Consider the following 24,631-nt stretch of genomic DNA (forward strand, 5'->3'; position numbering starts at 1 on the left):
TTTTCACATGGACAATTTTGTAATGATCGCTTTCTGTATTAGTGCAGGAATGATCTTTCAGCATGCCAAATTCATGCCTCATGATGCACATAGAGGTATTAATATCTGGATATTGTATTTAGCTTTACCAGCTGTATCATTTAAGTATATTCCACATATCACATGGAGTAATCAGATGGTTTTTCCTGCAATCTCTCCCATTATTGTCTGGGCAGGAAGTTGGATATTTATGGAATTCTACTGTCGTTATAAAAAGTATGGGCAACGTACCCGCAGTACTTTAGAATTATCTAGCGGTTATAGTAATACTTCTTTTATTGGATTTCCCTTAATTACGGCCTATTTTGGAGAACATGATCTGAGTATTGCTATTATTTGTGATCAGGTGATGTTTGTTCTTTTGTCTACTGTTGGAATTATTGCGGCAGTTAAAGGAAATCCTTCCGATACAGGGGGAGTTAAAGTTTCTTTATTAATTAAACGCTTATTTACTTTTCCTCCTTTTATCGGTTGTGTTAGCGCTCTTTTTTTGTCCAAATTTATCGATTTGCAGGTAGCAGAACCGTTTATCAATAAATTAGCAGCTACTGTTGGTCCGCTTGCTTTGTTTTCTGTAGGTCTACAGCTCAAGTTTAAAGGGTGGAAACAGCAAATTTCACAACTTTCAATCGCGATATTATATAAACTCATGATTGCTCCTGCTTTGGTACTGTTTATTGCGGTTATTATGGGTATTAAAGGGGATATCGCCCGCATCAGTATATTTGAAGCCGCTATGCCAACATTAATTACCTCGGGCATTATTGCAGAGCAGTTTCGGTTAAATGCCCGGTTAGTGAATCTGATCATAGGGATCAGTATTTTAGTAGGATTTATAACGACTGCATGTTGGAATGGAATAATGGATTATTTCATGATTTAAAAAGTTTTAATTTTCAATCTTAATGTATGACAATTCTTAAAGGTTAGATTTCAGTTTTGTTTTTGAATTCATTTGTTTCTCTATTTTTCAGTTCCGCTGTAATTTCCTTTAGCTTTTTGAAAAGAATGATTGCGATCGTTGATAGTGAAAAAGGTATCGCTAAAAGGGCACTGAACTTTTTGGTTATGGAAATATAAATCCCCATTGCTAATAGCAGTACCAACATTGAGGTTAACGTAATGGCTATGACTGCCGTTGTTTTTTTTGCTTGCAGCAATTCTTCATTACTGTATTCACTGAGTGGTTTCTTATTCATAAATAGGTTCCGTTTTAATAATTTAAATTTAATATCGCTAATTTTTTGTCGATTTTACTACAGTGAAAAGCAAAGGTTAGTTTAATTGTTTTTATCTGTTATTTATAAGTTTTAAACTTAACCTTTTTTCGACTTTGCAAATCGTTTTGCTAGGTAATTTCTAACAGGAATATCATATAATTTTAAACAGATATAAGCCAAAATAATACTTCCTATGACTACAGCTGCCGCGCCAGGTAAGGATTGCTCGAAAGTGAGTTTATTATTTTTTACCCAGGCATAGTAAAGATAAATAAAAGGATAATGTACAGTATATAATGGATAAGAAATGTCTCCTAAGAATCGACATAATCGAGTTGTATATTTATCTGTGCTTTTGCCTGAAGCGCCTAGATAGACAAGAATAGGGAATATTACTACGCAACAAATGGTGTCATATAGCCCATTTATCCATAAGTGCGCTGCTCCACCTAGGCGGGGTAGGGCTAATAGGGTCACTATAGTGATACTGCATATCCAAAAGGCTCCCTTAATATGAGCGGGTCTGAAAATTCGGGAGAGCAATAAGCCGGCAGAGAAAGAAAATAGAACGCGTAAAAATCCTGCTGTAAATTCTATTTCAGTTAACGAGAAACCGGCGCAAATGTCCCCATACGGTCCTGCAATGGCAAATGTTGCTAAACCACAACCTGCAATAAAAACTAATAATGCTAGAATCTTGGTTGAAAATTTTCTAATAATTAAGGCATAAAGAATATTTCCAATATATTCAAAGAATAATGACCAGCTCGGTCCGTTTAGCGGAAACATCTCACCTAGACCCCTAACTTCATGTCCCGGCATGGCCGGAATAAGTAATGCATTTAATAATGTTGCTCCAAGTAAAGCCGTTATCGTTACGGATGATACATCCCATACTGAACATCCTTGAAAGTAAAACATAATTGCACCTAAAACAGCTCCCATTACAACCATCGGGTGTAGCCGTATGATTCTGCGTTTGATAAAATCTTTTGTTGACATTTTTGACCAACGATCATCATAAGCATAACCGATAACAAATCCAGATAAAATGAAGAAAAAATCAACAGCTAGGTAACCATGATTGATACGTTGATCCAAATGACTGGTCGCAAATGCTTCAAAAATGTGAAAACATACCACAGTAATTGCTGCTACACCCCGAAGTCCATCCAGTACGTTGTAATGTGGTTTATTAAGATCGTGTGTACGCGAATTGGTTTGTGTGTTTAGCATGCAGACAAATTTGATTAGTTGTATATTTTTATTGAATAGACAAAAGACCGTGAATATAGGAATTAATTACAGTTTTTGAAATAATTATGATCTTAAAAAATGGAAATTTCCTTCAATTTTCGTAATATTTTTGCTATTATTATAGTTATTAGATTCATTAGTTGTAATTTGCTCAATATTTATGCAATTATAATACCTTACAATGAAAAGGAAACTAAACCTATTATTTCTCTTTCCTATATTATTGGGATTTACCAATAATATTGAAAAGCCAGTACATCAAAAAGTAAAAAATGAAAATGTACATTATTCAACTACAGCTACATTACATGCTCAGGATAGCTTAAAAACTTTATCAGGAGCTCCGGCAGACCTGATTATGACCTCTTTTACAGCTGCGGATCTTACTCCTAGTCCAGCTTGTTTAGCTGTGGCGCCTACGGGTGAAGTTTACGTTGGGGTTGATATGATCGGATCTTTAGGAAAAGATATGGGTAAAGGGTTTATCCGCAGATTTGTTGACACGGATAACGACGGGAAAATGGATAAGCATACTGATTTTGCACGTGTTGATAATCCTCGTGGTATTTTTGTTTTAGGTGATCAAGTTTTCGTTTTGCATACGACGTTTGATGCATCGACTGGAAAAGCAACAGGAATGGATTTAGTTGTATTTGAAGATAAAAATCAAGATGGGGTTGCGGATGGGGTAGCTAAACCACTTATAGTGGGTCTAAGTAATACCAAATATATTCAAGAGCGTGGTACGGATCATGCTACTAATGGAATACGGATGGGTATTGATGGTTGGATGTATATTGCAGTTGGTGATTTTGGATTTCATAATGCAACAGGTACAGATGGCAAGAAATTGACCATGCTGGGGGGAGGAATTTTACGTGTGCGTCCTGATGGAAAAGAAATGGAAATATATACACATGGATTACGTAATATCTATGATGTCGCTATTGATCCATATATGAATATCTTTACCCGTGATAATACCAATGATGGTGGCGGTTGGGACATTCGTTTTTCGCATCAGATTCAATCTGGAGAGTACGGCTATCCTTTGTTATTCCAAAATTTTACAGAAGAGATTATTCCTGCTTTGGCCATGTTAGGTGGTGGATCGGGTACAGGATCTTTATATATGGACGAGGATACCTGGCCTGAAAAATATAATAAGGTACCGATGATGGCGGATTGGGGCAGAAGTTTCTTATATATGCATCATGTTACACCAGATGGACCAAGTTTTACACAAAAAGAAGAAGAATTTATCCAATTGCCACAAATTACAGATTTAGATGTGGATGGTTCCGGCAGGTTATATCTAGCAGCTTGGGATGGAGCTGGTTACTCAGGTAACCCGGATAAAGGTTATGTTGCGCGCGCAGTACCAAAAGGATGGACATACAAAGCTTTTCCTAATACGAAGAAAGCATCTATTGGCGAGTTAACTAATCTTTTGAAATCGGGTAGCGCAACAGCTAGGCTTTACGCGTCACAAGAACTTGTTTCCAGATCATCAGATGAAGCAACAGCAGCTGCTATTAGTATTGCTAAAGACAAGAGTTTAGGGCTCAGTGCCCGTGTTGCCGCAATATATACTTATGCACAGTTGGCAAAGGAAAAAGCAATTCCAGTTTTGGTTGAATTTACAAAGGAGGATCAGATCCGTGAGTTTGCGTTACGTGCTTTGACTGACCGTATGGGATCATTAGAGCAAGTGCCAATTGATCCATTCATTGATGGATTGAAAGATGCTTCTGTACGTGTACAAACGGCTTCAATGGTTGGTTTGGGTCGCTTGGGCCGAGTAGAAGCTGCTAATGCATTATTGCAGACAAAGGTGCCGGCATCTTTTGTTGCTCCCGCTAAAGGAGTGGAGGGGCCACACGATAAACCTAATGCCGCCATTATACCTGCACATCTAGCGGTTAAAGCGTTAGTTCGCTTAAATGCAGTTAATGCAAGTGTAGGTTTTTTGGGAACAGAAAATCCTGATCTAGCTTTATGGGCTATGCGTTATATGCACGATGCCAGAGCAGTTGATGGCTTAATCGCTGCTTATGGAAAATCAAAAGATCAAAAATTTAAAGATAAGATTCTAGTAACCTTAGCTCGCTTATATAAGAAAGAAGATGCTTATGATGCTTCGTGGTGGTGGGGAACTCGTCCGGATTCGCACGGGCCATACTATAAAGGAGTTGTTTGGGAATCTTCACCGGTTATTGAGAAATTCCTGAAGGCAGAGAGCGTAAAAGCTGGAGCGACGAAAAAACAATTTTTTGCGGATCTAAATGAGAAATTCCGTATGGAAATTGCTTCTTTTAATGTTGCTAAGAAAGAGGTTGCTGTAAAAGAAGTTAAGGAGAAAAAAGTTGATTTAGAAAAAATTAAAAACCAAAAAGGGCAAGTAGGAAAAACATCCATTGAGGATATTATGTTAGCATTAGCTAAAATAAAAGGTGATCCGGTAAAAGGAAAAGCGCTATTTACAAAACAAGGATGTTTTGCATGTCATAGTCTTAGTAAAAGTGAAACGATGAAAGGACCATTTATGGGACAAATTGGTGCAATCATGAATCGTGAACAGATTGCCGAATCAATTTTAAAACCAAATGCTTCAATTTCTCAAGGATTTGCAACAGTTTTGATCAGCACTAAAGACAAAAAGAGTTTTATGGGTTTTGTGACACAGGAAACTGCTGACAAAGTTGTATTGAGAGATATTGCTGGATCTGTTACGACAATCAAAAAAGCTAATATTGCAAAACGTACAGAAATGGGTAACTCGATGATGCCCGCTGGATTGGCAAATTCATTAACAGTTGAAGAATTTGCTTCACTAGTTGCGTTTCTAGCAAAACAAAAATAAGAAGTCTTAACGTTTATATCATTAGAGGCCGTCAACTACATTTAAGTTGACGGCCTTTTTATGTTTCTTGTCAGCCTAATGATAAATTATTTGTGGATATCTTTTGCTATAATAATCGAAAAGGAAATTGATCTTTGATTTGGACTTGACAAAATAATATAAAATAGATAATTTAACATATATAAAAAGATTTATGATTTTTAACGGATCGTTTTTTTATAATTTGCTTGGGATTATAGTCTACAGCTACTTAGACTAATCGAGAAGAGTAAAAACCAAACAAACTTAAAGCCGTTCTGTGTTGTTATATAATAAAAATATGTTCGGTCAAGGACAGCTTATGAGTTGTACTTATGGAACTATTTTGTTTAATAATATAATATATAACAGGTTTTTGAGGTTATATCATTGAGTATCATTTTTTAAATTAAATTGAGTATGGGAATACGTTTTTATGTCTGTCTTTTTTTCGTGGTAAGCTCGATCACATGTTTTGGTCAAATCAATATTGATAAGATGCGCTCAGATTATGCTTTAGCTGTTAAAGATAAAAAGCTCTGTGAAACGAATCTTAAAATCTTAGATGAGGGAGCAAATACAGTAACCGAAAAAGGATATCTTGCCGCATATGAGATTCTTTGGGCAAAACATAAAAACAATCCATTTACCAAATTAAGCCAGTTTAAGAAGGGTAAAAACTTATTAGAATCTGTTATTGTCAAACAAAAAGACAATATTGATCTGCGTTTTATCCGTTGGTCTGTGCAAACCCATGCGCCCTCATTTCTCAATTATAGTAAAGATCGAATAGATGATAAAGAGTTTTTGGTGCATAATCTAAAAAAACTACCAAGTCAGGAAGGGAAAAAAATAATTTATAAATATCTGAGCGAAGCCAATAGCTATCTTAAGGGAGATCATGCATTCTCAAAAGCTGAGCTTGCTGAACTTTCAAAATAGTAACTTATTTTATAAATGGTTCCGTATAGTTTGTAAGAAAGATTACTTACTATTTTAATTTCTTGTTTTTAGAACATACTTTAATAGTTATTGAATGTTTTAAAAATGAGAATTTTTTTTTGATTCTTACTTCTGCAATTACTTGTTTTTTATTTCTGAAATTAATTAAATGATCTGAACATGTAGTCTATCTAGGTATAGCACTATAAAATTATTTCTATCCTTTTTGGCTTATAAAAATAATTTTTTAAGAGATCAAGTTGAATTATAAAGGCTAAGCTGATCACCATACTTACGATATAGGAATGATTAATTTCCTATCCTAACACATAGAAACCCCTGTATTCCGACAGAATATCGATTTCAATGTATTGCAATCAATTGTTTAAATAATTATCGTACTTATTCACAACAGCTGCAAATACCCGAATTTATATAATTTACGACAATTGAGAAGATTGAAGTATTCACATTATCAATGAAGTCTAGAATAATCTAATGCATGTTATAATGATTAATGGGCAAGAACTAAGTGAAATTTACTTAGTCTTGCCCATTAAGCGCATTTATATTTACTGTAACTAATACATGGAAGTATTATACGTTAAATTATCCTCTGGTTAACCAGCCACTTCTTCCCGCAGTTGCAATTGCGTAAGGTGTGATCCAGAATAGTGAAAGTGCGTAAAAAATACTATATGTATATGCCCAGATTGCTTCCTTCTTATTATCACTTTTTGAAGCAAAAAAGAACGCTTGGACGCTTGAAAAAATCAATATACCGACAAAAGTAGCACTCAGAAACATTAGTGGATAATGAAATATTGTCCATAGCATTAATAGAAGCAAAGGATAAGAAAGTAAGACTTTTTTCCACTGCATAAGCAATAAGATACGCGTACCCAATTTTTTACCTTCTCGGAAGTTGGTAAAAGCAAAACGGCTCATCATGATGTTTTCGCGTACATTACTTCTCTCCCAACGGATATACATTTTATATAGATTTTTGTATCGTACAGGAGTATCAGTATATACATAAGCATTGGACTGAAATAGTACGTGATATCCTTGTTTTAGAATCATATTTGTCATAGCACGATCTTCCCCAATATCTGATGGTTGATCCATAAAGGTTTGGTTAATCCAATCTTCAAGACAATTCATTACCGATTCTTTTCTGTATGCAGATAGGGCTCCAGGTGTACACATTACTGAACCTAATACACTTTGTGCAGAGCGCACAAATTCAAAACTGAATATAAAACTAACACTGAGCATACGTGGAATAATTGCTTTCTTATTGTTTAAAACACGTACATTTCCTGCAACTGCTCCACAATTCTCATTTTTTACAAAAGGAGAAACCATATTACGCAAAGTGTCTTTTTTAACAATAGAATCACTATCAACAGTAATAAATACATCGCCTTTTCCTAATTTGAATCCACGATATAATGCATGTCGTTTACCCATATTCTTAGGTTGCTTATAGATTTCCAAACGGTCACCTAATTCTGCTTTGGCACGCTGTATCCAGGTAAACGTATCATCTTTACTTCCATCATCAATAGCAATTATCTGAAGTTTCTTTTCTGGGTAATCACTATTAGCCAGACTGTGTAAGGTATCATATACCAGATGACCTTCATTATATGCCGGTACTATAATGGTACATGAAGGCAACTCCTCATTTGAAACCGAAGCTATCGGTTTATACTTCATATGTAAAACAATTAGATAAACTAAAAAGCTTACGCTAGATAAAAGTAAAAAAATACCAAATCCAACAAGCAATGTTCCACCTATACTGTTTAATCGTTCAAATCTTAATGCTTCAAATTCTGTTTGAAGCATATACAGACCGAAAACCGATGTTAGTAAGATCAAAAATGTAAAGCCCCAAATGCTATATTCTTTGAGACCATATTGCATTGTTTTACGTAACAAATTATTTTTTTGTTGTTTCGATTCCAGCTCTTTTGAATTAAATACTGCTGGCTTGACTTGCATCTTAACCTCCGATGAGGGAGTGAGAACTTCTTCCATGTAATTCATATTCTTCTTTATTATGAGTGTGTGCTAATGCATTTGATTTTGCTATCAAATGATAAACTATCTTTTGTAATAAGAATATTACGATTGACTATTTACAAAACACATGCCCTAATAACCATTTGAAAAATATGTTAACTGCTAATTGTAACAAACTTGATATAATTATTGGTGTCATAAACAACTGATTTATAGTGGGGTTATCGTTGTTTTTTGATGCTTTGGTATACTTGGTAAATGTCTGTTAGATAAGTAGATATTTAAGGTTTTTTAACATTTCGGACATGTTGTCCTATGTTATTTGTTCTTTTTTGTTGTCACTTGAAGACAGTAAATAACCAAAATTATCTCATTGTTCTGATGATTTACTGTTAGCAACTGGAAAATTAAGCAACTAAATTTGTACAGAAGTTATGATAGGGTCTATGTTAAAATTTTGGCACTAATTATTCAGTTAAGGTTGAATTTAATTTCTTGTATACGTAAATCCAAATCTTGCTCGAAGCATGATAGGTTATAAAGTAATTCAATTATACAATGATAAAGCTTAAATATTTTACCTTTGATTTTGTCTATCCGTTATAATAACGATTTGCTTATTAAAAGTAAGTATATCGACCTTAAGAGGTGTGATGTTGCTTCTAATATAGTGGAGAATTCTAATATCTAAAAATAATATACTAATATTTTTAGATATAATAAATTATAGTTATATTAGTGCTATTAATATTAGTATATTTTATAGTTTGATTATGGAAAAGAAACCAGCTTGCTGTCCGCTTTGTGGTGCTCGCACAGAATGGATTACCGAATTTATGAATGCGTCTTATGTACAGATTCATACTTGCTTAGATATTCACTGCTGTTATGGATTTTTAGTAAAGGAATAATGAACGGGTGTGAAAAATTGATATCTTGAAAGGGTGTTTACTTCTTTTTTATGTATAAGTAGTGCTTAAAGAAGTTAGTCTTGCGTGGCTAATTGGTCGTGAATTTGTTCTACAGTTTAAGAAATAAATTGCAGACCCTTAGCCCTCTGGAGTAAGGCTATTCAGAAAAAGATTCCGGTAAGGTGCAGTAATAGCATGCGGATAAGAATATTTATTCTTTTTCCCTGCTTATATGAGGGAAAAAGAATGTGTATAGTATGAGATTTAATATGAAATCAACATATTGAGATGGGGTGTTATTTCATTGAAACAACCAGGCCTTTATATCTCGTCTATAGGATTTTCCTTACTTTATTTTTCAGATTGCTTTTTAGGTTTTTTTACAAGGATGTATATTGAGAATGCAAAGACGGTAAAATAGACAGCTGCTAATGCGGGTTTTTCAAATGTAAAATTTTCAAAGTCGAACTGCTTAAACAAGGTCACTCCTAGTATAATAGCGATAATGCTAAATACAAATGATATTGGTTTTCTATTTTCCATATTTTTAATGTTTTATAAGTAAGTCGATTAGTGTTCCTATTGTTAATGCAATTGTTACAGAAGTTAATATTCCTAACACGAATGCGGCGAATGCTTTTAAATAGTTTATAGTCTTCTTTTTGTCAAAGAAATGACCAATAGCCCAACTACAATAGGCAATACCAATCATGCCTCCAAATTGCATTAAGTCAATTTGTATCAAACCATATAAGCAAGCAAAAAATGCATATATAAGCATCTCTATACCTGTAACAAAGCATAGTAATATTAAAATTTCAAAAAAATTATAGTCATATTTTTTGAAAAATATTTTAACCCAAAAAGCAGTAAATACTCCCAGTATGATGTTCGCATAGCCATAGTGACTTTGTACCCAGCTGAAAATTCTGCCTGTGGTTGTTGTTGAGATTCCGTCATATTTTACATAACCTTCCTCAATATGGAAAAATCCGTTAACAATTGTATATAGAAGGGAAGTGATGATGATAAAAATAATAGGTTTTACAAGTCGAGCTCTATTTTCTGAAATATAACGTCTCACATTGTCCCCAGGGCTAGTTATTAATTCCTTGATGGTATATAGGATACCTCTTTCAAAATGTAATACATGTTCGATCTCGTGTGCAATATAATGCCCATCTATTCTCTTTAGTTTTGAAGGTTGTCCGCAGTTTGGACAGTAATTCTGATATACTTCGTTGTTGCAACTTTTACAATTCATCTCTCTTCATTTAATAATTTGGCTAGTATTTATTTACAAATGGTTAGATCGGTAGCAACTTCCATTTTTGATATAAATATTGAAATGTATATGGATGAAACAGTTTGTCATTATCCATGAGTCAAATGTATTAAGTTTAATCGTTAGTACGCATCGTTCCTATTAAATCTACACTTTTGTGTAGGAATAAAATCAATACTCATTTTGCAATCAAATTGAATATACAGAAGCTATTGAATGATATTGCGAAATTGATTGTTAATTTTTATAATTGATGAGCATAAGTGCATCTTACTATGAATTAGAAAAGTGACAGTTCAATTGCTATGGCTGTAGCTTCTGTAATACTTTTTACTTTTAACTTGGAGAATATTTGCTTTTTGTAGAATTTAATAGTATCGATAGAAACAAAAAGCATTTCAGCTATTTGCTCCATTGTTAATCCTTGGGCAGAGTATCTTAGAATATCTTTTTCTCTTTTTTTTAATAAAATTGCAGGTTTTTCTGACCAAATATTATTGATCAGATCATATTCGAAATAAGATTTGTCAAATTCATTCTTTATTCTAATATTTCCCGCTTTAGCATGAGACGATATGGACACCAAACAAAGTGCTATCCAAAGGTTTGAGGAGTTGTCTAGTAGGAGAGGCTTTAGCTTGTGATTGATCAGAATTGGTTTTCCTATTGGTTGCTTAAGGTGGAAGTCATATGAAATGGAATGTTGCATCCGATCTTCTTCCGATAGATTTTTGAGGAAATCAAAGCCACTATCATTAATTTTTTTTAATAGTAGAAGATCTTCTTCAGGTACATTATCAAGATAATGCTGATAACCATTTTTCAAAACCTCATCAGCTGTACGACCACAAAGAAATATTGGATTGTCGGACACAAAAAGAAATCCCTTTTTATAATAATCAATCAAATACACACTTTGATAAGTTAATTGACTGAGTGATCTCGCAAAATCTACGAGAGGTTTGGTTATATTATAATCCAGCTCATTAAGAGTATCTTTAAAATGTACGGGCTCAAAAAAATCATCAATATTTATATTCATAAAGTAAGGTTAGTAGGTATAACATGGTTATCTCCTAATCTATTTTACAAAGTAATGAAAAATGAAGGAAAATCGAACCTTAAATTTAATGTGACTTTGGATCATTTTTATGTATCTTGAAATGTAAAAATTAGTTGTACATAGATTAAATTAGTTGATTAAATGATGGTAGAAATACGGAATGCGATTGAATCTGATATTGAGATATTATTAAATTTTGAAAAAGGAATAGTAGATGCTGAAAGACCCTTTGATGACAGTTTAAAAGAAGGGGAGATTCACTACTATGATTTAATGGATCTCATTCGAAGTGAGCGAGCAGCGTTATTGGTGGCTGTTGTTAATAATGAAATTGTAGGTTCAGGCTATGGTAAAATTTTGGAGGCGAAACCGTTTCAAAAACATAAGGAATACGCGTATTTGGGTTTTATGTATGTGAATCCCACATTTAGAGGTCAGGGTATTAACGGTGTAATTTTACAAAAACTTATGGAATGGGCTAAAAGCCGTGGCTTAACGGAAGTTAAATTGGATGTTTATGATGCAAATGTAATTGCTAAAAATGCCTATCTAAAAGCGGGATTTAAACCCCATTTATTGAAAATGCGTTTAGACTTGTAAATCCTTTTACATTGTAAATTTATAGCTATGTCACTTAATAAAAGTGATCGTGTGCAAGTTTTTGTCTTGAATCTTATCTTATTAAATGTTTTACATCAGATATTTAATTGATAAAGTCGGGATACCTAAGGTAACCAAGGTATACGAACTGATGTAGTAAGATCCAGTCCGTATACCTTGATTGTAATTATTCTTATGAAGACTTTTAATTCGCTAATAGCGCGAGTAATTCTTTCGCTGTTTCTTCTGAAGAACCTGGGTTCTGTCCAGTAATTAGGTTACCATCTTTTAAAACATAGCTGTTCCAGTCCTCTCCTTTACTGTATATCCCTCCAAGTTTTACCAGTTCATCTTCTACTAAAAAGGGAACAACATTGGTCAATTGCACAGCTTCTTCTTCAGAGTTCGAAAATCCTGTAACTTTTTTCCCTTTAACTAATGACGAACCATTAGTATCTTTTACGAAGCGCAATACTCCAGGAGCATGACATACTGCGGCAACTGGTTTATTGTTCCTCCAGAATGCTTCAATAAGTGCGATAGACGTTTTATCATTTGTTAGATCCCAAAGAGGACCGTGTCCTCCCGGATAAAAAATGGCATCATAATCTTGCTCACTTATTTCCTTTAATGGAATGCTGTTTGCTAGTTTAATTTTCAGTTCTTTATCTTCATCAAATCGTTTTGTTGCTTCTGTCTGAAATTCTGGAAGCGCACTTTTGGGGTCTATGGGTGGTTGTCCGCCTTTAGGAGAAGCAATTGTTACATTTACACCTGCATCGGCCAAAACATAATAGGGAGCGGCAAATTCTTCAACCCAAAAACCTGTTTTATTACCTGTATCTCCAAGTTGGTCATGCGATGTCAGTACAACCAATACTTTTAAATTCTTTTTTTCCATCTTTGAAAATTTTAAATGTTTAAAATGATATCACAAAATAGGGCATAAATCATTAGACCTTTATGTGATATACATCACATTTTAAAGAAAGTTTGTTTTAGTGATATATGTCAGATTATTTGACCTGATAAAGTCTGCTTAATGTTTCGCGCGAAACTCCGAGATATGCCGCAATTAAATGCTTTGGTACCAGGTTATAAAGATCGGGATATTGTTGCATGAGTTGCTCATAACGGCTTCTAGCGTCATTGTTAAGCAAAGAGAGAATTCTTTTTTGTAAACCTATATATCCTTTATTTGAACGCCATCTTAGAAATGTTTCTATCTCGTGAATTTCTTTGCAGACTTTTTCCCGGTCTTCACTAAATAGGCAAAGAGCATTGGTGTCGATAACACAGTCTAGATTGACAGTCGCCTTTTTATTATTATGAAGTGCATCATAATCAGATGCCCACCAGGTTTTTGTCGCAAACTGTAGAATATGCATCTTTTGTTCATCGTTGACAAAAAAAGTTTTTAGGCAACCATTTAGAACAAAATATTCACATAATACACGATCCCCTATATTTATAACAGATTGTTTTCTTTTAAAGGATACAGGTTTTAAAAATGAGAAAAAGTAATCAAACTGTTCATCACTAAGCTGGACAGTTTGTTCTATATGATTTCTAAGAATTTCACGATCGGACATGTGTAACGTATGGATTTGTATAGAAAGTAGTACCTAAAAATAAGTATTATTATTTAAGATTAGGAGCGATTTTCAATCACTAATTGTTTGTTTAGATCTGAATCTTATTTGCTATTGTAATGTTAGATTCAGTTCTATTTGGTTATGAAAGTTATTAGAAATTAATCTTCATAATTTTATTTGAATTTCGTTAAAAGCTTTAAAATTTATAAACAAATGCATTGATATTCATACCAGCACCTACGGAAGCAAATAGCGTGATGTCTCCTTTGTTGATCTTGTGTTGAGGCAATTCCCCTTGAAGGATCATCGCTAATAAAGTTGGTATGGTTGCAACGCTATTATTGCCCAATTTCTGAATGATCATAGGCATAATGTCGGGTGGTTGTGGTGTATTGTACAGTTGGTAGAATCTATGCACAATAGCTTCATCCATTTTTTCATTAGCTTGGTGTATGATGATCTTAGCAAGATCTTTTATGTCATATCCACTCTCGTCAAAGCATTTTTTCATAGCTTTAGAAACATTAGTCAATGCGAACTCATATATTTTTCGGCCTTTCATTTTCAAGTATTTTGTGTCAGAATCTTGATTAAAATAGGAGGGGCCAAAATATAAATAATCAATCTCATTGAGTGTAAAAGAAGCCGAAATATGGGATTTAAGCCCAGAATCATCATCGCTACATTCCATTATCACTGCTCCCGCACCGTCCGCATAGATCATACTATCTCTATCATGAGGATCTATGACGCGGGAAAGCGTTTCAGCACCTATGATCAGGCACTTTTTAGCAAGCCCTGCTTTGATAAAGGCGTTTGCCTGAATAACACCTTCGACCCATCCTGGACAACCAAAAAGCAGATCATAAGCTACGCAGAAGTTATTTTTAATTTTTAAAAGATGTTTTACACGTGAAGCAAGGCTTGGTACCATATCAGATTGGATAGAGCCGTGCTTAACATCGCCGAAATTATGGGCAAAAATGATATAATCCAAAGTTTCAGGGTCGATCTGCGCATTTGTTATCGCCTTTTGTGCAGCCTGAAATCCTAGATCGGATGCCACTTGATCATCCATTGCATATCGTCTTTCTTCGATTCCAGTAATCTCTTTTAGTTTTTGTGTGATTATCTCATTGGACTGTTTTAGAGGCTGTTCATTTTCATCAAAAAATGTGGAATCTTGAAAAAATGTATTTTTAACGATGTGGGATGGAGTATAATGTCCAGTACCTATAATTTTGCTACTCATTTTCTTATATTACTTAATTAATTTAGCGATAATTACTGAGACCAGCAAATCTTAGTTATTGAAGAGGGAATAAATATTTTATTTGTAACTGACCAACCAGCTTCAAACAAGCCTCGATAGTTAATTCTCCAGTACTTTGGACAAGAAATGAATATCCACTTCTTGTACTGGCAAGGAGGTAGATTTAGTCAATTTACTTCCAAAACGTTCGGGATTCTATAAACAATTCAATCTGATTGATTACAATTGGGAGTTTTTTAATGATATCCTGAGTCCAGAACCGGAATACCGTATATTCTAGTTCACGCAGAGCAAGGTTAGTGCGTACGTCTTTTTGCATATTACGTTCGATTTTCGGTATCCAGAATAAACGGTTAGATTTAATACGGTTTCGGTTCTTTTCCAGTCAAAGCCGTGCCAAAATTCACCATCGACAAAAATAGCCAGTTTACATTTTTTTTATGACGATATCAGGTGTTCCGGGAAGTGATTTATCATGTAATCGTATGTTTTTTGTCTATAGTGCTTACCGTAAGATAAGTTCTGGTTTTGAATTTTAACTCGTATTCTTGCCATATTCCAACTTCGTTTGAGGCTTCTATAGAAACTAGCTTTCTTCTGGAAATGCGGTACATAGATTTTTTAGAATCTGATTAACTGCGTTGTTTTTCACTTAGTTTAACAGCGATTTTCCTAAAACTTACTCATTTCATCTCTTTGATTGCACTGATCTTCTTTATATATTATTTGATTTATCTTTTCCAAACCACCAATAGAAAATGCATCCAATTACATTGAATAGTAAAACAGCTACTATCCACAGTATCCTCTTGTCACCGGGTATATTATCATTGGTGATGATGTGATAAATCGTGTACACGACCAAAAGAATGGGAACAAGAAGATAAAGCATTTCTGTTGTTCCGATATTGATAAATGATAAGTTCATAGCGTAGAAAATGTTCGTTTACTATCGCGTGATCGCAAAATATATAACATAGAACCAGCTACAGATACCATGGAATATGGCCCAGAGTATCGATTTGTTTCGATCCCAAGAAGTAACAACTGCTATCACCGAACCTAAGCCAATCCCCGATTTAGTAACGATTTGTGTGGTGTTTTCTGTAAAGTCCTGTCCAAAAACAAATGAAGTGATTGATAGTAGGAATATAAGTAAGGTTAGTTTTTTCATAATAATGCGCCTTTAGGTTTTAATTCCGGTGTTATATGGGACAAAGTGTATTCCTGTTTTTTTTTGAGTGATAAGCTTTCGCTCTAGCTAACTAAAATTACAACATTTATGTGACCAGGGCAAATAATTGTTGTTGTATATTCAGATTTGCCATCATTGCTGTTCTATAATTAAAGAGAATAACAACATATTTTCCCATGCAAAAAGATATACTGAACAAGAAGCTGACGTTAACTGTAGACCCGATAAAAAGTCAACGATTCTCAAAATGCATATGGCTTCTTGATAATTTCATTTTGATATACTGTAATATTTCTATAGATTTATCTTCAATTATATTTCTTTTTTAAGAAAAACCTAAGCACAATACTACAATGAACTTGAAGGGAATGCCTTGCAATATAGAAGAGTTTAATCGCTTCCAATTGGGTGATGAAGCTGTATTTCATAAGATATTTGTGTTTTATAAGCCTTTCCTGTTTCGGAAATTTAACCAATTTTGTTCTTCCAATGTCGAGGTGGAAGAAGTATTGCAGGAAGTGTTTGTACAATTATTCTTAAAAAGACAGCAGATTCCAGATATTCAATCGATTTTTCCTTTTTTGTATATAGTTGGAAAGCGGATGTCCATATCTTACTTCAGGAAAGCAGTGGTAAGGGAACAATATATGCTAAAAAATCAATCGCAATTTAATGAAGCATATGACTGCCTGGAAACCCACATTGAAACTAAGGATCTATCCGATATTCTAGAATCTATTATTAAAGACCTTCCAACGCAGCAGCAGAAAATTTTTCGTATGAATAAACTTGATGAACTTAGTTATAAGGAAATCGCTGCTGAAATTGGTGTATCAAAACATACCGTACGAAATCATCTAGCTACAGCTTGTAATTTTGTACGATTAAAATTGGATAAGATTCTTTACCTACTTTTTTTTATAAAAATTATTTTCTGACTAGTACATCCTTTCGACCTAGTGCGATTAGTATAATAGAGCAAGGGAAATAAAAGATGTCCAAAGTAGAAGCATATAAAAATTTGATTCGCCAGTTTTATGCGAAGTCTGTCCGCGAGGATTCGAAAGCCCATTTTGCCCAGTATTTAGAAGATCCTGAGTTCTTAGAAGCATGGGAGCAGTTGATCGATGATGATGAATTAGATCGTGCTTCATCCTCAGAACCGGACGATGATCAATTATTTGATAAAATCAAATTCGATTCCCGAATCAGGGAATATTTAACGACAGTACCTCTGCGTAAAAAACTCATTTCCACAAAAGCTTTTAAAATTGCTATCGCATCCCTAATCCTGTGCACATCTGTGGGCAGTTTTTTAATCTGGAATATCAATCGTAAAAACAACACCACTCTGGTAAGTAATACTAAGGACTGGGTTGTTCCTGGAAAAGAAAGAGCTCAAATTATTCTAGAAAACGGTCAGGTTATCGACCTTGATAAAATTACGGGTGATACGGTTATTGATAATGGTGCATTCGAAATCCTAAAATTGGCGGACGGTTCAATTTCATATCGCATGAAAAAGGGTCATCATGATGAAAATAAAATTGCCTACAATACAATTGTTACTCCCCGTGGTGGTGAGTATAATCTGAAATTACCAGATGGAACCAGAGTATGGTTAAATGCAATGACCACCCTTAGGTATCCCATTGTGTTTGATAAAATAAAGCGGGAAATTTATCTGCAGGGAGAAGCATATTTTGATGTAATGGCGCAGCAGGAAGATGGTCGACGAATCCCTTTTGTTATTCATACTGGTGGTCAGGCGCTTGAAGTGCTTGGGACAGAATTTAACCTTCAAAATTATGGACAGGACATTGTAACAACCTTAGTTGAAGGTAAAGTAAAACTAAATTTTGTGGACAGTCGTCTTGATGATCAATATCTAGTACCAGCGGAACAGTCTATTTTTTATACCAAAGCAAATAAAGTGATTAAAAATACCGTTGACCCCTATTATTTTACAGCCTGGAAAGATGGGAAATTTGCTTTTAGCAAAACCTCCATTCAAGATGTAATGGGGATCATCAGTCGGTGGTATGATGTGGATGTCATTTATAATACTAAAATTGAAAATTTTGAATTTTCAGGCACAATATCTAGATACGAAGATTTTCGAAAACTGTTAAAGACCATCGAATTGGTAGGAGGTATACATTTTGAAATTGAAGGGAGAAAGGTATATGTCAAAAATTAAAGCAATAAAATAACCAATCGGAACTATACATATCGCTATTGAAGGGACGAATGTATAAGTCGAACATTAATGATACAAAAGAATTGGAAAGGGGTATACATTTCAAAATTGAAGGGAGGAAAGTATATATGGAAAAATAACGATACAAACTTTTAAAAAAATTTCAGGAGCGTTGCGACCGCCCCTGAAGTTTTTGTCTTTTATAAGACAGCTGACAAATCAACTTATTACAAAAATTAAATTAAATCAACCGAATGCAAAAATACAAAAAAAATCGGTGGGGAATCCCTATGGAGTTTAAACAGATTTCCTCTCTTAAACCATTGGCTATGAAGTTGTCGATTGCGATCCCGCTACTATTTGCTACAAGTTTTCATGTTAGTGCTAATTCTTACGGTCAGAAGATCAGTCTTAATAAGAAAAATGTGAATCTGGAAACTTTATTGAAGGATATACAGAAGCAAAGCGGCTATAATATTTTATATAAAGAGTCTTTGATTGCTCACATTCGAAAAATAGATGTGAAATTTCAAAATATCCCACTTGAATTAGCACTTAATGATTTGTTGGGAAAATATCAGATTACCTACAAATTGATTGATAATAATATTGTGTTGAGTCAAAGTACTACGGCAAAAGTTCAAAATACTCCTGCAGTGGTTGACAAGATGTTACAAAAACAGATCAAAGGAAAAGTTTCGGATCAAAATGATCAACCTTTGGCCAATGTTACTATAAGTGAGGTAGGTACAAATAATAAAACATCCTCTGATGCGTCGGGTTCGTTTAGTCTTTCAGTGAGTGGTGATGCGACATTGCTCCATTTTAGCATGGTAGGTTACAAAAATAAGGATATCCAAATTGGGAAAAACGAGTTTTTGCAGGTTAAGCTAGAACAGACCATTATGGCGATGGATGAGGTAGTTGTCGTCGGATATGGTTCTCAGAAGAAAACTGTAGTTTCAGGCGCTATTGCTACTGTAAAGGGAGAAGATCTTGCTAAATCATCGTCAGTCAATCTTTCTAATTCTTTTGCAGGAAGATTGCCTGGAGTAACCGCTATGCAAAGTAGTGGCGAGCCTGGTGGAGATGGTTCTTCTATCCGTGTTCGTGGTATCAATTCCCTGCCTGGAGGAAATACGAGCCCATTGATTGTAATTGATGGAGTTCCGCAGCGCGCTGGAGGTTTTGACCGTATTAATCCTAATGATGTAGAGAGTGTGTCGGTGCTGAAAGATGCATCAGCAGCCATCTATGGCTCCCGTGCAGGTAATGGTGTTATCCTCATTACAACGAAGCAGGGTAAAGTTGGTAAAACGCAGTTTTCTTACGATTTTACCTATGGTATACAACGTCCGACACGTACACCTAAAATGGCCAATTCTGAGCAATATACTTCTATTATAAACGAGGTAACGACAGTTTATCCCCAAGATAGTGATAAGTGGGGAGAAATTTGGAAAGCAATAAATACAGGTGACGGAAAATATACTTCTCCTAAGGGGATAATTGAGGCTGCATTTACTCCAGAAGAGAGACAAAAATATGCTGATGGTTCAGATCCTTTACGCTATCCAAATACAGACTGGTTTGCTTCTACGATAAAAGATTGGTCGCCACAGCAGCGGCATAATCTACAGATCAATGGAGGTACCGAAACTACCAAATATCTGATTTCATTAGGTTATTTAAATCAGGATGCGATCTACAAAAATTCAGCAACATATTATAAACAGTACGATTTGCGCGCAAACTTAGAATTTAAGTTGGGCAAATATGTTACCGCTAGACTTGGCATAACAGGTCGTGAAGAATCCCGTAATTTCCCTACACGCGGAGCGGGCACGATCTTCAGATCTTTGATTCGCGGTCTGCCAACTGAAATTGCGACCTGGCCCAATGGTCTTCCTGGCCCAGATTTAGAAAATGGTGCCAATCCGGTTGTAATAACCACTGGTGCAACGGGCTATGACAGAAATACAAGAGATTATTTGCAGAACACAGGTGCCATTGATTTTAGAATACCAGGTGTTGAGGGACTTAAATTAACTGGAACAGCTTCAATTGATAAATATTGGGGAAGATCGAAAAGATGGGAAACCCCGTGGACTCTATATGATTGGGATAAGGTAAGTTTTGAGGCCGATGGAGTAACGCCATCACTGGTAGGGTATGTACCCAAAGGTATAGAGCCTAAAGCTCAGCTTCGTGAAGCGGCGGAAGATCAATTAGCAATCAATTTATCTGCTTTGTTATCCTATGAAAAGACATTAACAGGAGGGCATAATATCTCCGCGATAGCAGGGTTAACTCGTGAGACTGTTACCAATAATGGTTTTTACGCAGATCGTAAGGATTTCGCCTCGACATTAATAGAACAGTTAAATTTTGGTGATCGCGAACGCCAGACCTTGGGAAATGAGAATACTTACGATCGTGCACGTTTAAGTTATTATGGAAGGGTCAACTATAATTTTCAGGAAAAGTATCTCTTTGAATTTAATTGGAGAGTTGACGGTTCTTATGTTTTTCCACCTAATAAAAGATTTGGTTTCTTCCCTGGTGTTTCAGCGGGATGGCGTGTATCCGAAGAAGGTTTTTTCAAAGATAATGTTAGGTTTGTTAATAACCTAAAGTTGAGAGCATCTTGGGGGCAAATGGGGGCAGAAGCTTATTATGGTGATGCTTTTCAAGAATACAAATACTTAGCACTGATGAATACCGGGCAGGGAGTATTTAATGATAAACTCTATCAGACATTATACGAAAGTACCATCCCTAACCCTAATTTCACATGGGAAGTAGCTAATAATAGCAATGTTGGATTGGATGCTTCTTTTTTAAATCATAAACTGGCGCTAGAACTGGACTTCTTTTATAATAAACGGACCAATGTTTTGACAAAGAATCCTGGAGTAGTACCCATAAGTTCGGGTATTTCGGGTAATCTGCCAATTGCCAACCTTGGCAATTTGATCAATAAGGGGTATGAGTTTAAATTGACTTATACCGATAAAATTGGTGATCTTACCTTTAATGTAGGCGTTAATGGTGGTTATGCAAAAAACAATGTACAGTACTCCAGCGATGTTGTCAACACCTTACCTTATCAACAACAGATCGGAAGAGTAACAAACTCTTGGCTGGTGTATCAATATGATGGTATTTTCAAAGATCAGGCTGCTATTGATGCGAATACTGTAGATTACACAGCTTTAGGATTGAAAAATGGCAAGCTATTGCCTGGTGATATGAAATATGTCGATTATAATGGCGATGGTAAAATTACAAGTGACGATCGTGTGCGATTGGACAAAAATGGTACCCCAACTTTTACAGGAGGTCTTGTATTAGGCGGTGATTATAAAGGTTTTGATTTCAGTATACTGGTACAGGGGGCTACTGGTGGTATGCGACGAATGGGCCCTACAGAATCGGGATTAATAGGGAATTACCTGGAGTGGAATTATGATAACCGTTGGAGTATTGATAATCCGAGTGATGTTGATCCTCGACTTACCAACCGTTCGGATACTTATTATACAACAACCGACAATACCTACTGGATACGGAGCACCAATTATATCAGATTAAAGAATGTGGAGTTGGGATATAGTCTTTCCAACAATTTGGTCAGTAGAATAGGGATGAGCTCCATTCGTTTTTATACCAATGGCATTAATCTTTTAACCTTTGATAAAATCAAAATTTGGGATCCTGAATCTGATAATAGTACGGGTCAATTCTATCCGCAATCGAAAATTATCAGTTTTGGCGTAAAGGCTATATTTTAATCAAATCATATATAATAAAATAATTAAAATGAAGACATTGATCAAAAATAGAATTCTTTATATGCTAGCAGTTATGCTATTATTTATGACAGCCTGCAGTACAGATTTTCTAAATGTAACACCTCGAAATGATTTTTCAGATGCCACCGTATGGCAAGATCCAGTGTTGGCTGAAAAGTTTGTTAGTGATATTTACAACGTATTTGAAGCAAGTAATTCCGGTTTCACAGAACAGATGCAGGCTTCTGCAACTGATGAATCATTATGGAACCATACCGATGCTTTTCTTTTGTTGAATACAGGAGCCATCAACGGTGCTAATGAAGGGTGGGGTGGTACATCAAGATGGTGGGAGCGTATGTACACCTATATCAGATTCAGTAATATTGCCATAGAAAGACTGGGAGATGATACCAAAAATGGCATTAGCGATATAAAAGTAAAAAATGAATTATTGGCACAAGCTTTCTTTATCCGTGCTTATTGTTATCACCAATTGTTAAGGTATTATGGCGGTGTGCCTCTAATTCTTAATAGTTATCCATACTCTGAAGACCCGATTATCTATCAAAAAGAACGGGCAACTTATGAAGCCTGTACAGATCAGATTTTAAAGGACTGTGATGAGGCTTACAAGCATTTGGGGGATGGTAAACTTGAAAAAGGCAGGATTAATTCGTTAACTATTTTAGCGCTCAAATCAAGAACTTTAATTTATGCAGCAAGTGATTTACATGATCGAGCTAAACTTACTTCTAAGGTAACAGATCTAAATGATCTATCTGAAAAACTACCCTTATTGGCATATGCTGCAGGATCGCAACAAGATCGCTACCGTTTGGCACAAGCAGCAGCAAAAGCGGTGTTAGATGCAGGAACAGGATATAAGTTAAATCTTACAGCACCTGTTACTCCAGCACAAGGAAGATTAAATTATAAAAGTATTGCCATGGGAGGGGGAAGTAAAGCGCCAGATATGGATATCACGGCAGCGTCAGATATAATATATGCCCGTTATTTTATCACGGAGCAGAGTTCTTCACATGCTAGAGATAATGGTCCCAATGGTTATAATAACTGGGGGGGAAATCAGCCTATAGGTCTTTTGGTGGATGATTATGAAATGAATGATGGAACAAAATTTGACTGGAACAATCCCATTCATAAAGCCAGTCCTTATAAAAACAGAGATCCTCGTTTTTATGCATCCATATTATATGATGGTGCTGATTGGAAACCGAGAAATAATCCGATCGATCCAGCTAATCAGATACAAACAGGTGCATACGATCTAATTTTAGCCGGTAAGCTGACAAAATTTTCAGGATTGGATACAAAACAAGGACCTAAAGAGGCACACAACGGAACTTGGACAGGATATTACATTCAAAAGTTTATTGATCCAGATCCAAATATTGTAGATGCTCAAGCAAGACAGTTTGTACCTTGGCCTTATTTTAGATATACAGAAGCAGTTTTTAATTATGTGGAAGCAAGTATTGAACTAGGGGAATTAGAAACAGCAAAAACCTGGCTGAATAAAATTAGGTTTAGAGCAGGTATGCCAGCTATCACTGCCACAGATCAAAATACGCTGAGGACAATATACCGTCAAGAAAGACGTATAGAAATGGCTTATGAACAGCAACGTTTTTTTGATGCCCGAAGATGGCTTATTGCTAATGAAACCATAGGACGAAAGGTCACTATTGTTAAAATTGATGCTACTTTCAAGCCAGGTAAGTCATTAGCAAATGTTTATAAATATGACGAGTCAATTTATAATTATACCTACGCACCGCAAGAATTCAATACAAAAGAAAACCGGGTTTGGAAAAATCAAGTTTATTTTCTTCCGCTATCACGGGATGAAATTCGGAAAAATCCATTGCTTGTACAAAATCCAGGGTACGTGGAGTAATAGATCGTTTTAAGAATTAAAACTGAAATACATATTCCTAAATTTTAAAACATCTGAACATATGTTCAGATGTTTTTTTATTATGAGGTTACTACGAAACAAACATTACCGTTGTAACAGCCAACTAAAGAGGGTTTATTTAAATTGATAAATATTTTCATTTGTGAACAACGATTTATTTTTTAATCTTTTGACTATCATAGCACCCAGTTCTCGATTTTAGCACGATCAATAGAAATTTCAGATTATGCCCGTAGCAAATATGAGGAAAAAATCATTCACGTATAATGGAACAGGAACATTAGTATGAGAATAAAAATAAGCTAAGTAAGCCTATACTTTAGTTTTTTAGTGTCCCTTTTAGTAGCGTGAAATCTATTTTATCCATGCGTGTAATAAAATCTATAGGATTAGTAGTTTTTAT

Annotated in this window: 19 protein-coding genes; 8 read left to right on the top strand and 11 right to left on the bottom strand. The window is 35.0% G+C overall.

Going from position 1 to position 24,631, the window contains the following annotated elements; translation table 11 throughout:
- Positions 1 to 7: 7 nt before the first annotated feature.
- The gene (locus EDF66_RS08085) at positions 8 to 922 is read left to right on the top strand and encodes an AEC family transporter (RefSeq protein ID WP_132841858.1); all 915 of its coding nucleotides are present in this window, start codon (positions 8 to 10) and stop codon (positions 920 to 922) included.
- A gap of 43 nt (positions 923 to 965) precedes the next feature.
- Here EDF66_RS08085 and EDF66_RS08090 read toward each other — a convergent pair whose 3' ends face one another.
- Together EDF66_RS08090 and EDF66_RS08095 are read right to left on the bottom strand one after the other, a co-directional pair.
- Complete coding sequence (locus EDF66_RS08090; RefSeq protein WP_132841860.1) at positions 966 to 1,238, bottom strand: redox-active disulfide protein 2; 273 nt, start codon at positions 1,236 to 1,238, stop codon at positions 966 to 968.
- A gap of 117 nt (positions 1,239 to 1,355) precedes the next feature.
- Positions 1,356 to 2,495, bottom strand: coding sequence for an acyltransferase family protein (locus EDF66_RS08095; RefSeq protein ID WP_132841862.1), 1,140 nt, complete (start codon positions 2,493 to 2,495; stop codon positions 1,356 to 1,358).
- Between the two features lie 202 nt (positions 2,496 to 2,697).
- Here EDF66_RS08095 and EDF66_RS08100 point away from each other — a divergent pair, with 202 nt between their 5' ends.
- Both EDF66_RS08100 and EDF66_RS08105 read left to right on the top strand, forming a co-directional pair.
- A complete protein-coding gene (locus tag EDF66_RS08100; protein ID WP_132841864.1) occupies positions 2,698 to 5,379 on the top strand; it encodes a c-type cytochrome in 2,682 nt (893 codons plus the stop codon).
- A gap of 438 nt (positions 5,380 to 5,817) precedes the next feature.
- Complete coding sequence (locus tag EDF66_RS08105; RefSeq protein WP_021191673.1) at positions 5,818 to 6,339, top strand: hypothetical protein; 522 nt, start codon at positions 5,818 to 5,820, stop codon at positions 6,337 to 6,339.
- A gap of 609 nt (positions 6,340 to 6,948) precedes the next feature.
- Here the strand turns inward: EDF66_RS08105 and EDF66_RS08110 are convergent.
- From EDF66_RS08110 to EDF66_RS08125, 4 genes are all read right to left on the bottom strand, one after another.
- Positions 6,949 to 8,385 carry a glycosyltransferase family 2 protein gene (locus tag EDF66_RS08110; protein WP_207898528.1) on the bottom strand — a complete coding sequence of 479 codons (1,437 nt, stop codon included), beginning with the start codon at positions 8,383 to 8,385 and terminating at the stop codon, positions 6,949 to 6,951.
- 1,247 nt (positions 8,386 to 9,632) lie between these two features.
- A complete protein-coding gene (locus tag EDF66_RS08115; protein WP_132841866.1) occupies positions 9,633 to 9,824 on the bottom strand; it encodes a hypothetical protein in 192 nt (63 codons plus the stop codon).
- Between the two features lie 4 nt (positions 9,825 to 9,828).
- The gene (locus EDF66_RS08120; protein ID WP_132841867.1) at positions 9,829 to 10,545 is read right to left on the bottom strand and encodes a DUF3667 domain-containing protein; all 717 of its coding nucleotides are present in this window, start codon (positions 10,543 to 10,545) and stop codon (positions 9,829 to 9,831) included.
- 301 nt (positions 10,546 to 10,846) lie between these two features.
- On the bottom strand, positions 10,847 to 11,608 hold the full coding sequence (locus EDF66_RS08125) for a response regulator transcription factor (RefSeq protein ID WP_132841869.1): 762 nt from the start codon (positions 11,606 to 11,608) through the stop codon (positions 10,847 to 10,849).
- Positions 11,609 to 11,770: 162 nt separating this feature from the next.
- Between EDF66_RS08125 and EDF66_RS08130 the strand changes: the two genes are divergently transcribed.
- The gene (locus EDF66_RS08130; protein ID WP_206368455.1) at positions 11,771 to 12,229 is read left to right on the top strand and encodes a GNAT family N-acetyltransferase; all 459 of its coding nucleotides are present in this window, start codon (positions 11,771 to 11,773) and stop codon (positions 12,227 to 12,229) included.
- 205 nt (positions 12,230 to 12,434) lie between these two features.
- On the opposite strand, the gene EDF66_RS08135 is transcribed toward EDF66_RS08130, so the two are convergent.
- The 5 genes from EDF66_RS08135 to EDF66_RS08160 form a co-directional block, all read right to left on the bottom strand.
- Complete coding sequence (locus EDF66_RS08135) at positions 12,435 to 13,130, bottom strand: type 1 glutamine amidotransferase domain-containing protein (protein WP_132841871.1); 696 nt, start codon at positions 13,128 to 13,130, stop codon at positions 12,435 to 12,437.
- 115 nt (positions 13,131 to 13,245) lie between these two features.
- Positions 13,246 to 13,821 carry a Crp/Fnr family transcriptional regulator gene (locus EDF66_RS08140; RefSeq protein ID WP_132841873.1) on the bottom strand — a complete coding sequence of 192 codons (576 nt, stop codon included), beginning with the start codon at positions 13,819 to 13,821 and terminating at the stop codon, positions 13,246 to 13,248.
- A gap of 199 nt (positions 13,822 to 14,020) precedes the next feature.
- The gene (locus EDF66_RS08145; RefSeq protein ID WP_132841875.1) at positions 14,021 to 15,076 is read right to left on the bottom strand and encodes a 3-oxoacyl-ACP synthase III family protein; all 1,056 of its coding nucleotides are present in this window, start codon (positions 15,074 to 15,076) and stop codon (positions 14,021 to 14,023) included.
- Positions 15,077 to 15,812: 736 nt separating this feature from the next.
- Positions 15,813 to 16,025: a PLDc N-terminal domain-containing protein gene (locus tag EDF66_RS08155; protein ID WP_132841877.1), complete on the bottom strand. Its 213-nt coding sequence runs from the start codon at positions 16,023 to 16,025 to the stop codon at positions 15,813 to 15,815.
- A 21-nt stretch (positions 16,026 to 16,046) separates the two neighbouring features.
- Positions 16,047 to 16,271, bottom strand: a complete 225-nt coding sequence (locus EDF66_RS08160) for a hypothetical protein (RefSeq protein WP_132770364.1) — start codon at positions 16,269 to 16,271, stop codon at positions 16,047 to 16,049.
- A 389-nt stretch (positions 16,272 to 16,660) separates the two neighbouring features.
- On the opposite strand from EDF66_RS08160, the gene EDF66_RS08165 reads away from it, so the two are divergent.
- The 4 genes from EDF66_RS08165 (at position 16,661) to EDF66_RS08180 (ending at position 24,207) form a co-directional block, all read left to right on the top strand.
- Entirely contained in the window at positions 16,661 to 17,230 is a 570-nt protein-coding gene (locus EDF66_RS08165; RefSeq protein ID WP_168127332.1) for an RNA polymerase sigma factor, read from the top strand.
- A 56-nt stretch (positions 17,231 to 17,286) separates the two neighbouring features.
- A complete protein-coding gene (locus EDF66_RS08170; protein ID WP_132841879.1) occupies positions 17,287 to 18,492 on the top strand; it encodes a FecR family protein in 1,206 nt (401 codons plus the stop codon).
- Positions 18,493 to 18,746: 254 nt separating this feature from the next.
- The gene (locus tag EDF66_RS08175) at positions 18,747 to 22,286 is read left to right on the top strand and encodes a TonB-dependent receptor (RefSeq protein ID WP_243656010.1); all 3,540 of its coding nucleotides are present in this window, start codon (positions 18,747 to 18,749) and stop codon (positions 22,284 to 22,286) included.
- 28 nt (positions 22,287 to 22,314) lie between these two features.
- Positions 22,315 to 24,207, top strand: coding sequence for a RagB/SusD family nutrient uptake outer membrane protein (locus EDF66_RS08180; RefSeq protein ID WP_132841880.1), 1,893 nt, complete (start codon positions 22,315 to 22,317; stop codon positions 24,205 to 24,207).
- The last annotated feature ends 424 nt before the right edge of the window (positions 24,208 to 24,631 follow it).

The organism is Sphingobacterium sp. JUb20 (assembly GCF_004342035.1).
GTDB classification, from domain to species: domain Bacteria; phylum Bacteroidota; class Bacteroidia; order Sphingobacteriales; family Sphingobacteriaceae; genus Sphingobacterium; species Sphingobacterium anhuiense.

Coding starts and splice junctions, on each gene's coding strand:
- EDF66_RS08085 (WP_132841858.1), top strand. CDS start 8: ATGGACAATTTTGTAATGATCGCTTTCTGTATTAGTGCAGGAATGATC.
- EDF66_RS08090 (WP_132841860.1), bottom strand. CDS start 1,238: ATGAATAAGAAACCACTCAGTGAATACAGTAATGAAGAATTGCTGCAA.
- EDF66_RS08095 (WP_132841862.1), bottom strand. CDS start 2,495: ATGCTAAACACACAAACCAATTCGCGTACACACGATCTTAATAAACCA.
- EDF66_RS08100 (WP_132841864.1), top strand. CDS start 2,698: ATGAAAAGGAAACTAAACCTATTATTTCTCTTTCCTATATTATTGGGA.
- EDF66_RS08105 (WP_021191673.1), top strand. CDS start 5,818: ATGGGAATACGTTTTTATGTCTGTCTTTTTTTCGTGGTAAGCTCGATC.
- EDF66_RS08110 (WP_207898528.1), bottom strand. CDS start 8,385: ATGGAAGAAGTTCTCACTCCCTCATCGGAGGTTAAGATGCAAGTCAAG.
- EDF66_RS08115 (WP_132841866.1), bottom strand. CDS start 9,824: ATGGAAAATAGAAAACCAATATCATTTGTATTTAGCATTATCGCTATT.
- EDF66_RS08120 (WP_132841867.1), bottom strand. CDS start 10,545: ATGAATTGTAAAAGTTGCAACAACGAAGTATATCAGAATTACTGTCCA.
- EDF66_RS08125 (WP_132841869.1), bottom strand. CDS start 11,608: ATGAATATAAATATTGATGATTTTTTTGAGCCCGTACATTTTAAAGAT.
- EDF66_RS08130 (WP_206368455.1), top strand. CDS start 11,771: ATGATGGTAGAAATACGGAATGCGATTGAATCTGATATTGAGATATTA.
- EDF66_RS08135 (WP_132841871.1), bottom strand. CDS start 13,130: ATGGAAAAAAAGAATTTAAAAGTATTGGTTGTACTGACATCGCATGAC.
- EDF66_RS08140 (WP_132841873.1), bottom strand. CDS start 13,821: ATGTCCGATCGTGAAATTCTTAGAAATCATATAGAACAAACTGTCCAG.
- EDF66_RS08145 (WP_132841875.1), bottom strand. CDS start 15,076: ATGAGTAGCAAAATTATAGGTACTGGACATTATACTCCATCCCACATC.
- EDF66_RS08155 (WP_132841877.1), bottom strand. CDS start 16,025: ATGAACTTATCATTTATCAATATCGGAACAACAGAAATGCTTTATCTT.
- EDF66_RS08160 (WP_132770364.1), bottom strand. CDS start 16,271: ATGAAAAAACTAACCTTACTTATATTCCTACTATCAATCACTTCATTT.
- EDF66_RS08165 (WP_168127332.1), top strand. CDS start 16,661: ATGCCTTGCAATATAGAAGAGTTTAATCGCTTCCAATTGGGTGATGAA.
- EDF66_RS08170 (WP_132841879.1), top strand. CDS start 17,287: ATGTCCAAAGTAGAAGCATATAAAAATTTGATTCGCCAGTTTTATGCG.
- EDF66_RS08175 (WP_243656010.1), top strand. CDS start 18,747: ATGCAAAAATACAAAAAAAATCGGTGGGGAATCCCTATGGAGTTTAAA.
- EDF66_RS08180 (WP_132841880.1), top strand. CDS start 22,315: ATGAAGACATTGATCAAAAATAGAATTCTTTATATGCTAGCAGTTATG.